Consider the following 11,558-nt stretch of genomic DNA (forward strand, 5'->3'; position numbering starts at 1 on the left):
TTATGAAAAATAGAAAAAAAAACAGTAAACAGCGCGGTATCCAATTTGATTTTGCCTCGTATACTTCTGTAATGCACTTATATAAAAAATATACATTTCTGCTTCTTTTACTTTTGGCTTTGTTTTGTTCATCGTGTAAAAAGTCCTATCTGGATGTTGTACCAGATAACATTGCAACGATTGATAATGCTTTTACGGCAAAAAATGAGGCTGAAAAATACCTTTTCACCTTATATGGTTATTTACCAGCTCAATCCAATCCGCAATATAATCCGGGCCTGATTGCAGGTGATGAAATATGGATGGATTTTCCGGCTCTAAGGTTTGATGATGTAGTGCTGAGAATTGCACGCGGAGAACAAAATACGGTTTCGCCACGGGCTAATTATATGGAGGGATATAACGGTGTGCCATCTATGTACAAAGCAATAAGAGACTGTAATATATTTATTGAGAATATTAGCAATACCAGTAAAGTGCCTGATCTTGATGCCGACTTGCGCAGGCGTTGGATAGGAGAAGCACAGTTTTTGAAGGCATTTTATCACTTTATTTTATTGAGATCGTATGGGCCGGTTCCTATCATTGATAAAAATATATCAGTTGATGCCCCAATCAGTGAAATTAGGGTGAAGCGCCAGCCGGTAGATGCTGTAGTAGATTATATCTCCTTGTTACTGGATACAGCCGCAAAAAAACTACCCTTAACCATTTTAAATAAAACGACGGAACTTGGAAGGATCACACAACCTGTAGCGCTCAGTATGAAAGCACGCCTGCTTACTATGGCGGCCAGCCCCTTGTTTAACGGAAATTCAGACTATAATTCTTTTAAGGATAAAGATGGTGTTGCTTTATTCAACCCTTCCTACGATCCACAAAAATGGAAAAAAGCAGCTGACGCTTGCAAAGCCGCTATTGATATCTGTAATTCGGCAAATATAAAGCTATATACTTTTCCTGCACAACTGGTTCCTTTAAGCGCTACTACAACAACAGAAATGAGTTTCCGTAATGCAGTGAGTGAAAGCTGGAATAGTGAATTGATCTGGGGCTTAACAACCAATAATAACACAAATCTGATCCAATCCATCAGTGCTGGTCAGTACGACCCTGCGAATGCAACCAAGGCTGCGTATAATATACAATTAGGACCAACCTTAAAAATGGCCAAATTATTTTACACTAAAAATGGTGTTCCTATTGGTGAAGATAAAACCCTTGATTTTTCGAAAATAGAAGTGCTGAGAACAGGAACACACGATGAAAGATTCGATATCGCCGAAAATTACCAGACAGCAAGATTAAACTTTGACAGGGAACCGCGATTCTACGCCAGCCTTGGGTTTGATGGGGGTGTTTGGTATATGGCTAATAGCCCTTCGCTAAGCGATGAAAATACCTGGCATCTTGAATCGAAAGTAGGTCAATATGGTGCAACTTCGGCTAATCCCATAACAGGTTATTATATGAAAAAACTGTTGAACTGGCATTTCGAATGGTCTAACTATCAATTTCAAAACTATGCATGGCCAGAAATGCGTTTGGCAGACTTATATCTGCTTTATGCAGAAGCATTAAATGAATTTCAGGGACCAACTGCTGATGTATACGAGTATGTGAACCGAATACGGGCAAGATCGGGCTTACAAACTGTTCAAACTGCATGGTCGAACTTTAGCACAAACCCTACAAAATTTACAACTAAAGAAGGGATGCGCCTGATTATTCAGCAAGAGAGAGGAATTGAACTTTCTTTCGAAGGTCAGCGCTACTGGGATTTGTTACGATGGAAAAAGGCAGGGCAGGAATTGAATGGCAATATTACCGGTTGGGATATCAGGCAGACCGATGCTGATCTATATTATCGTGAAACTACATTCTATTCGAGACATTTCATTGTACCACGTGATTATTTAACGCCTATTCAGGAAAACAACCTGCTGGTTAATGAAAATCTGGTTCAAAACCCAAACTGGTGATTGAAAAAATCTAATCATACATTCAAAAAAATTAAAATGAAAAAAACAACTAACATCGTTTTGCTTGTGGGCATTTGCTTGTTGCTGTTAAATATGGGCTGTAAACGCGAATTACTGAATAAACCAACCTTAACCAATAGTAATGCACCTGGCGCGGTTACCAATGTTACGTCGGTAAGCAGCAACGGTAAAGCTACACTCACCTATAGTTTACCTTCTGATCATGACTTGTCTTACGTTAAAGCTGTTTACGAAATAGCTCCCGGGATAGAAAAGGTTAATATCGCTTCGCGATACACCAATACACTAACACTAGATGGTTTTGCGGATACGCTTGCGCACAAGGTTAAACTTTATGCGGTAAATTCCAGCGAAATCGCCTCAGCAGCAACGGAAGTAACTGTTAACCCTCTGGTTCCGTCTTTTGTGATCGCCCGCAGATCTTTAAAGATTACTGCAACTTTCGGAGGTTTTAATCTTACCTGTAATAACCCGGCGGCTGATAATTTAGCTATTGTAACTATGGTAGATACAGCAGGAAATGGTGAATATGTCAAAACAGCATCACTCGATAATATTTATAGAAATACTAAGGTAATCACTGGCTCCATACGGGGACAACAGGCCAAAAAAAGAAAATTCGGTTTTGTTGTGCGCGATAGATGGCTGAACCACTCTGATACTTTGTTTGTAACGCTGACCCCTCTGTTTGAGCAGTTGTTACCTAAAAATAAATGGAGCAACCTGGTTTTACCCGGAGATGCAGAGATGTTGTTGCCAGGACAAACTGATGTCAGAAATATTTATAATGGCGTATTAACGGAGAACTGGCCAAACTTAATGTTTACGGTTGAAGTTGCATCTACACCTCAAATGATTACGCTTGATCTCGGCGAAGCACATGTATTTAGCAGGATGAGTATCAATCCGCATAATGAAATGAATAATTTTTATGTAAGGGGTAATCCCCGGGATTTTGAAATATGGGGGTCAAATAGTCCGAACACATCAGGGGCACTCGATGCCTCATGGTCAAAATTGGGAACATTTTCGGTAGCCAAGCCATCTGGTAGCCCTTATGGTACAGAAACTGGGGCAGATCAAAGCCTAGCCCGGTCTGGCTGGCAATTCGATTTTCAGCCCGGTCTTGGTTCATATCGCTATATCCGCCTTCGTAATTTACGTAACTGGCAAGGGTCTTATTTTATGAGTATTGATGAATTTACGCTTTGGGGACAATAAAGCTTAAGCAGATCCAATTTGATGTAGCAATAATTGCTCAACAAGAACTATTACTTTAATTGATAAATTCTAAAATTAAAAAAATGACACTTAAAAAAAATATAATATATACCATAAATGTCCTCCTTCTTTTTCTGCTGTTTTCCTGCTCGAAAATGGACGATTACAAAAATATATATCAGAAAAACGGCCCGATTATTTACCCTGGTAAAATAGATTCTCTAAAAGCTTTTGCCGGAAAAAACAGGGTAATGCTTACCGGGCTCTTTACATCAGATCCAAAGATTACTAAATATACAGTATATTGGAACTCAAGGCAAGACTCAATAGTGGTACCGGTAAAAAGAACCAAGAATGTGGATACCGTAAAAACCATTATTTCAAATTTGCCGGAAGGTATAGCCAGTTTTGAGGTGAGGACAAGTGATACGGAAGGCCATATTTCTATACCTGTTAACATTGCGGCAAATGTGTACGGAGCGCTTTATCAAAGTTCGCTGCTTAACCGCGGAATAAGTGATGCAGCCATTCAGCCCGATGGTTCTGCTTTAATTATATGGGCAGATGTAAATAAGGATGCGGGTGTTAAATTTATGCATATCAGATATGCAGACAACAATGATAAAACTCATGATACATTGGTTGTATCCTCGCCTACTGCTATGGTTACCAGGTTGCCAAACTTTAAAATAGGCAAATCGCTCAGTTACCGTACAGCCTTTCTTCCGGAAGCTACAGCAATTGATCAATTTTACACTGATTATCAGAGCCGAAGTGTGAAAGCAGATGTTACTAAACTGTATATTTCCAACACCGGACCTTTTACACGTGGCGCATTTGATGGAAACAGGTGGGGAATACTAGCTGCACCCTGGGTAACGAATGCAACTGTTATCAATCACTCTGGTTATGGAGGTTATGCCACAGACAGTGGCGGATCACTGGTAATGGAATCTGGCTGGAGTGGTTCTCCAAACATTATCAATGGAAAAATTTATCAGACAGTTACACTCCCGGCAGGCAACTATATCTTCCAGGTTAATAATTATACAGAAGCTCTCGATCCTGTTTATGTGGTGGTAGCATCAGGAAACACCCTTCCAGATATATCTTCTTTGTCAACTGCATTAAGTTTTAAGCGCTTTAGTTCTAAACTCTATACCGATGAGGTGATTCAGGTACCATTTACCCTTACACAGTCACAGGCAGTATCTTTAGGTTTCCTCTCCACGATGCAAAGCGGCAATCAATATTGGAGGGTAACGGCTGTTTCACTTTTATCAAACTAACTTTTAAAAAGAGGAGCACAGTCTTCGTGAATATTTTTAATCAATCAGAATTAATGTGCATTAAAGACATATCTGTTAATTATGCCTTGCACTAAACCGAATACACTATCCTTTATCCAACAAATCCACACAAATGAAACCAAATTTTTGTTTCAGCGGTACTTTAACGATGTTCAATTCTACTTCTTCAAAGCCTCTTTTTCGGAACCTTATTCTTCTTCTACTGCTGAACTGTTTCTTGATACAAACAAGCCCTGCGCAAAAACTTACATCTGAATATCATATAAACAAAGTAGGCCGAACAACATTAAACTGGAATAGAGACTGGAAATTTAAACCGGAAAAAATTGAAGACAAGGAAATAAAAAATCTTAATACTTCGCAATGGTCATCGGTTGGAATTCCGCATTCGTTTAGCATTCCTTACTTTATGTCTCCGGATTTTTATGTAGGCTATGGCCATTATCAGAAAAATTTCAACCTTGAACCGCAGATAAAAAACAGTAAAAAGGTTTTTCTTGAATTTGAAGGCGTATTTCAGGAAGCAGAAATTTTTGTCAATGGCATAAAATCCGGGGCACATAAGGGCGGTTATACAGGTTTTTCGATAGACATTAGCAAGCAGCTTAAGTCAGGAAAAAATACCGTTGACATAAGGGTGAACAACCTTTGGAAAGCTGATCTTGCTCCCCGCGCCGGAGAACATGTGTTTTCTGGTGGAATTTATAGAGATGTTAAACTCGTTTTCAAAGATGCGGTACATGTTGATTGGTGTGGAACTTACATCAACACTCCGCAGGTAACGAAAGATCAGGCGAATGTTGAGGTGCAAACGGAAATCAACAATACGACTTCAAAAGCACAAAAACTAAAAATAGAAACTAAACTGTTTGATCCAAATCTCAAACAGGTGCAAGTGATGACTGTTAATATAGTGGCAAAAACGGGTTTTAACAAAATCAAACAATTGTCTGATTTAATCAAAAAGCCATTACTTTGGCATCCTGATCATCCCTATCTTTATAGTGCGAGTACAACAGTTTACCTGAATGATAAAAAAATAGATGAACAACAACAATCGTTTGGAATCCGTTTTTTTCGCTGGACAGCAGATCAGGGTTTTTTTCTTAACGGCGAGCACCTCTATCTTCGTGGGGCTAATGTTCACCAGGATCAGGCCGGGTGGGGTGATGCAGTCACCAACCGTGCTATTTTCAGAGATGTAAAAATGGTTAAAGATGCAGGCTTCAATTTTATTAGGGGCTCTCACTATCCTCATGATCCTGCGTTTGCAGAGGCTTGCGACAAAACAGGAATCCTATTTTGGTCCGAAAACAATTTTTGGGGTATTGGTGGAAGTGACCGTGCACCTGAAGGATACTGGAATACGCATTCTTATCCTGAAAATACATCAGACACTGCCGCCTTCAACCGTAGTGCTGAACAAGAACTGAAAGAAATGATTCGCATCAACAGAAATCATCCTTCAATAGTAGTATGGAGTGTTTCTAATGAGCCCTTTTTTACGTCTAAGAATACACTGGTTCCGATGCGCAACTTACTTAAAAACCTGGTAGGAGTGGTGCATCGGGAAGATCCGGGCAGGCCTGCAGCTGTAGGAGGTGCACAACGGCCTATTGATGACATGCGTATTGATAAAATTGGAGATATTGCCGGTTATAATGGTGATGGAGCTTCTATAGCGGCTTTTCAGAATCCCGGTATCCCAAGTGTTGTTTCAGAGTATGGAGGTACTTTTGCAAACAGACCTGGGGAATATGCTCCCGGATGGGGAGATTTGGCCAATGCCAATGGCGAACCGCAATATCCTTGGCGTTCAGGTCAGTCTCTTTGGTGTGCATTTGATCATGGCTCTATTGCAGGAGAATCGATGGCAAAACTAGGAATTATTGATTATTTCAGGATACCAAAGCGTGCCTGGTATTGGTACCGTAACCACTATTTAGGTATTGCTCCTCCTGAATGGCCAAAGGCAGGAACTGCTGCAGCACTACGCCTGGAAACTGATCAAAAAATAGTCGGTACAGACGGTACAGATGATGTACATGTAAAAGTGACCGTTGTTGATGCTTCAGGCCACCCATTAAGTAACAGTCCAGACGTAAAATTAGAAATCGTTTCTGGCCCCGGAGAATTTCCGACAGGCACCACTATTCTTTTTAATGAAAAAAGTGATATCCGTATACTGGACGGACAAGCCGCTATCGCCCTCAGATCATGGTATGCAGGTAAAACAACTATCCGGGCCACGTCATCAGGATTGAAATCTGCAGAAATTAATATAGAATTTATAGGAAATTATGCTTATCGTTCTGAGAATAAAACTAAAGACAGACCTTATATTCCATTCAAGAGATCAGATCAGCAAGATCAATTGCAGGTATTTGGCAGAAACAACCCAACCTTTGCCAGCAGTTCTGCTGAAGGCTTCAGTTCGGGATTGGCGGCTGATGGAGAGAAGTCTTCGTGGTGGAAACCTAGAAATGAAGACCAATCCCCAAATTGGGTATTGGATATGGAAAAAAAAGTTGTTATTAAAGAAATTCAAATTCAATTTCCCGCATCAAATAAATGTAGATTTAAGGTAGAAGTAAGTGACAGTCGTAATGATTGGAAAATGTTAAAAGATTTTTCGGACAGTGAGAAAAGCATGGATCATCAGTTTATCGATAAATTAGATGTTTCCGGGCGGTATATACGCATTAGCTTTTTGAAGCAAGGTGATATCGGTTTAACAGATGTTTCAGTATCAGGTATTGTAGCAAAATGATAATTCATGCTGCAAGATCAAACTCTAATCATAAGTAACTTTTGCGAAGGATGTCCGGCCTTTTTGGATATCCTCCTTTTACCTGTTTATTTGTAGTTCTCTCTTGTTTTTAGCAGGAGAGACCTTGAAATGAATCCGATGGTTATCGGATCAGGGTGACGGCCTCTTAATCAAAAAGCCGATATAAGCTAACGGAGAGGCAATATTAATAATCGAAATCAGGTTACGATCAAAACCGGCTTTTCAGATGTAGCCATGAAGCTCATGGTCAATTGGTTAAAGAAAAGATTTTAGATGATGACAGGGCGATGATTAACCAGTTCAGCAAGGTAATCATGATCTATACTGAACTGGTTAATCCTGGTCATAACACCGTCTTAAGCTCGACCTTACAAAAATATATTGTTTGATATGTCGGTGAAAATCTGGCAACTTCGATTTTATGTAAGATGAGCTAAATAATGCAGATTTCTTTTTGAATAATAGCCAAAACAAACTTACTATCGTTTTATAGTAATATGACCTTCGATTTCCAGCAACTGGTTGGCAAAGTCTGGTGCCGACAATAGTGAAGAGATTTCCTGTTTCACCTGTTTTAGTGCGGAAACTTTTTGCTCAATCTCACTGGCGTCTCCTGGTTTACCTTCATGAATTGCGATAAGCTGCAAATTATGGAAATTAATTTTGGTATTATAAAAGTTAAATAAAATTGATTTTGCGTCTTCCACGGTAAACTTTCCCTGGATAAGTGTAAACTGATTGGTGTGTTGCATATTATTTTAAAATTTGATGTTGGTTAGCTTTTATTGACTACGTATTCACCCGAACTATGCTCGCGAAAAGGGTGTATTTTGGTAGACTGTTAAAGTTTGAAAATAATAACCGCGTAGCTGTTTATTTTTTCTCCGATCCGATGCTAAAGCGTTCGTAGCTTTGATTTTTTAAAAATTGAATGTTTTATGTTAGCTACTGTCCCTGGCCAAGAGAAAATGCATCTACACCGTCAAAGGCATAAAGGTTTTCCGTTTTGATTAACTCGAGTCCAGCCAAAGTGGCAGTAAGAAACAAGCCAATAATTTTTCTCTGGTCAATAAAGGTATCTTTAGCGGGCATGAATCGGCATCTCCAATGATCAGTACAGAAAGTTTCCGGAAATCCACCAGGCCAAACCTTAATTCCCCTATTGGTAATCATCGAAAGCTCAAGTCCTGCTGTTTCGATCGTTTTAAGTTTCGCTGCAAGCGCATCCGGGCTGTTGCCTGTCCAATGAAAAAAGAGGTCTATTCCCTTAAGTTCCTTAGTTTTCTGAGGTTTTCTCACATATTTTGGAAGTGTCAGTGCTGAACTGCCCGAGTAGGAAACTGGTTGAAGTATTGATGGTTTTAGGCCGAGATTGTCGATCACCGCACTAGCATCTTCAGCGGAGATTATTAATCGAGCTCAGGTTTTTATCTTAGGTATTCACTAACATTAAATGGTTTGCATTTGATCGCTATCGAATTTAGGTGGGAATGACGATAGCTCTAAAAACCTAAAATTTACGGAAGACGGCTATATTTTTTTTCTTTTTGATGTAAAAAAAGTAAACTTTCGGCGGTGGCAAACCTGAACTGGTTTGTAGTCGGTAGCAGAGGCGAGCCCACGCCGTAAGTAAAAAGCAATAAGTAGTGGGTTATTCCTGTTAAAATGATCCGATAAATTATCATTCAATAAAGGGATAAGGAATAACCGTTATTTTGTTCAAAAATTGTAAAAGGCATATGCAAAAAAAAAAAATGTCCGTTACATTGATAAAAATGAGTAGGTTATACCTTTTTTAGATTGCATACTATACATAAAGTTACCATCTGCCTTTCTGGCTATTGCATTTGCCCCTTTAATTTTTATCTGGTTTGAAGTCCTGATTTTAAAGGGTTCTCCAGTTAATGATTTGATGGTTCCGCTGTGCAGTTTTCCGTCCTTCCATTTAAGTGATACTTCAAAACCGCCTCTGGCTTTAAGTCCGGTAATTTTTCCGCTCGGCCAGGCAGTTGGCAGTGCCGGTAATAAATCAAGGATGTAAGCATCCCGGCCATTTGCATTGGTGTATGTTTCCATACTTTGTAACAGCATTTCAGTCATGCCTGATACAGCTCCAAAATTTCCATCGATCTGGAAGGGTGGATGAGCATCGAAAAGATTGGGGTAGGTGCCTCCGGCATCTGCCATGATGGTTTCGGTTTGGTAAGTGGCACGCAGTTGATTGGATAGCAGCTTATGCGCATGATCCCCATCCCTTAACCTTGCCCAGAAGTTTTCTTTCCAAGCTATAGACCATCCGGTTCCGTCATCTCCTCTTAACTCAAGCGTTTTTCTGGCGGCGTTCGCCAGTTCAGGCGTACCTAATGCCGTAATCTGCCTTCCGGGGTGTAAGGCAAATAAATGCGAAACATGACGGTGGTGAGGATCATTAGTGTTCAGGTCCCAGTCTTCGTTCCATTCCATTAACTGCCCGGCTTTGCCGATTTTTAGCGGGCTGATCTGATCGCGGATTTTTAGCACCCGGTTTCGAAAGGCTTTATCGTCATTCAGTGCTGAAGCCGCTTGGGATACGTTGTTTAGCAGATCCCAGATGATTGATTTTTCCATCGTTGCACCTTCTGTAACGCTACTACTCTTTTTATCATCCGTAATAAAGTAATTTTCGGGTGAGGTGGAAGGGGAGGTAATGAGGAAGCCTTTATCATCTTTTATCATGGTAGCCATATAAAATTCTGCAGCACCTTTCAAGGTAGGATAAATACTTTTCAGGTAAGCCTTGTCTCTGGTGAAAGCATAGTGTTCCCATAAATGCTGGCATGCCCAGCCGCTACCGCCATTAAAAACGCCCCATGGTAAATCTGCTCCCGGGCTGGTCCAGCCCCAGCCGTTGGTGGTATAACCATAAAACCAGCCGGGCGTTTGTGGACCGTAATAGGTTTGAGCAGTTTTGGTTCCGGGCGCTACCAGGGTTTGGGTAAGCCTGATCATGGGAAGGTGCATTTCTGACAGATTGCTTTGTTCGGCAGGCCAGTAATTCATCTCATAGTTAATGTTTGATTTATAATCACATTTCCAGGGTAGATCAAGTCCATCGCCCCATAAACCCTGAGAGTTAGAAGGGAGTATGTTGTCTGGCCGACTGGATGAAATCAGCAAATATCTGCCGTATTGATAAAAAAGTGTAGCGAAAGCAGGATCGGCCAATCCATTCCCATAATTTTTAAGCCGCTGATCAGTCGGTAGATCAGGTTCTTTATTCGATCCTAATTCAAAATTTACCCTATAAAAGTATTTTTGGTATTCTCTGATGTGATTTTGTTTCAGCACCGGATACGATTTGGTCAGGGCATTGGCCATTTGTTGCGAAACCGCGGAATGGGGGTTCTTACCCTGAAACAACTTTGCATAATCAAGCACATAAGAGGTTCCGGCAGTCATCAAAATCAGTAATTCGTCAGCGTTTTCTACTGCTAATTCATTGCCTGATGCTTTTATTGTACCACCACTGTTTAAAATCGTAAGTTGTACTTCGTAAGTTAATTTACCTCCGGCGTTTCCGGTCATGATGAGTTTGTTTGGCGCCACAAAACGGGTTTGCGCACGCTCTATCCTGTTTAAACCCAATTGGACACTCAGGCTACCTTTTTTTGATGCCGTTAAACGCTGGATGATTGCTTTATCTGCGGCACTGGAAAATAGCTCGCGCTGATATTGTGTGCCATCAACTGAAAAAGAGACGCCGGCAGTTGCTTGATCTATATTCAGCCAGCGGCGGTAATTGCTTACCGGTTTGTTATCAGGTAGTTTAAACTTCATGTTTAAATCACCTAATGTTTGATAAGAAGCGTTATAAGGCGATGGAGAAGTAAAATGATCGCGGGTTAACTGTTGTGCCTTTTGATAATCTTTGTTGCGGATAGTTTTCCTAATTGTATCCAGATATTGATAGGCCCCCTCACGGTCTGCATCAGGTTGAGGATGTTCAGACCATAGCGTTATTTCGTTAAGCTGAAGCCGCTCATTTAGCGGGTTGCCAAAAATCATGGCACCAAACTGCCCGTTTCCAATAGGTAGAGCTTCTTCCCATACTTTTGCAGGTGCTGTATACCATAAGGTTTTATTATTGGGAATTTCAGGTACAGTAGTATTTTTGTTTTGAGCACAACCTAAGCTGATGTTAAATAGAATTGAAATGCTTAGGAAACTGGTCGTAAAGTTTAGTTTCATTCGAAA

Annotated in this window: 7 protein-coding genes; 4 read left to right on the forward strand and 3 right to left on the reverse strand. The window is 40.4% G+C overall.

All coding sequences use genetic code 11. The annotated features are described in order from the left end of the window. The first annotated feature begins 2 nt into the window (after window positions 1–2). From ACIQXP_RS04630 to ACIQXP_RS04645, 4 genes are all read left to right on the forward strand, one after another. The gene (locus ACIQXP_RS04630; RefSeq protein ID WP_387504647.1) at window positions 3–1,982 is read left to right on the forward strand and encodes a RagB/SusD family nutrient uptake outer membrane protein; all 1,980 of its coding nucleotides are present in this window, start codon (window positions 3–5) and stop codon (window positions 1,980–1,982) included. A gap of 36 nt (window positions 1,983–2,018) precedes the next feature. Further along, window positions 2,019–3,224: a DUF5000 domain-containing lipoprotein gene (locus tag ACIQXP_RS04635; protein WP_387504649.1), complete on the forward strand. Its 1,206-nt coding sequence runs from the start codon at window positions 2,019–2,021 to the stop codon at window positions 3,222–3,224. A 155-nt stretch (window positions 3,225–3,379) separates the two neighbouring features. After that, on the forward strand, window positions 3,380–4,513 hold the full coding sequence (locus tag ACIQXP_RS04640; protein ID WP_293742458.1) for a DUF4998 domain-containing protein: 1,134 nt from the start codon (window positions 3,380–3,382) through the stop codon (window positions 4,511–4,513). Between the two features lie 133 nt (window positions 4,514–4,646). Beyond that, the gene (locus tag ACIQXP_RS04645; RefSeq protein WP_387504650.1) at window positions 4,647–7,304 is read left to right on the forward strand and encodes a glycoside hydrolase family 2 protein; all 2,658 of its coding nucleotides are present in this window, start codon (window positions 4,647–4,649) and stop codon (window positions 7,302–7,304) included. 500 nt (window positions 7,305–7,804) lie between these two features. Here ACIQXP_RS04645 and ACIQXP_RS04650 read toward each other — a convergent pair whose 3' ends face one another. From ACIQXP_RS04650 to ACIQXP_RS04660, 3 genes are all read right to left on the reverse strand, one after another. Then, window positions 7,805–8,077 (reverse strand): hypothetical protein, encoded by a 273-nt coding sequence (locus tag ACIQXP_RS04650; protein ID WP_293742460.1) that lies wholly within the window; start codon window positions 8,075–8,077, stop codon window positions 7,805–7,807. 193 nt (window positions 8,078–8,270) lie between these two features. After that, window positions 8,271–8,624 carry a hypothetical protein gene (locus ACIQXP_RS04655; RefSeq protein WP_387504651.1) on the reverse strand — a complete coding sequence of 118 codons (354 nt, stop codon included), beginning with the start codon at window positions 8,622–8,624 and terminating at the stop codon, window positions 8,271–8,273. Between the two features lie 462 nt (window positions 8,625–9,086). Further along, window positions 9,087–11,552 carry a glycoside hydrolase family 95 protein gene (locus ACIQXP_RS04660; RefSeq protein WP_387504652.1) on the reverse strand — a complete coding sequence of 822 codons (2,466 nt, stop codon included), beginning with the start codon at window positions 11,550–11,552 and terminating at the stop codon, window positions 9,087–9,089. Window positions 11,553–11,558: the final 6 nt, after the last annotated feature.

This window comes from Pedobacter suwonensis (genome assembly GCF_044762335.1).
Taxonomy (GTDB): domain Bacteria; phylum Bacteroidota; class Bacteroidia; order Sphingobacteriales; family Sphingobacteriaceae; genus Pedobacter.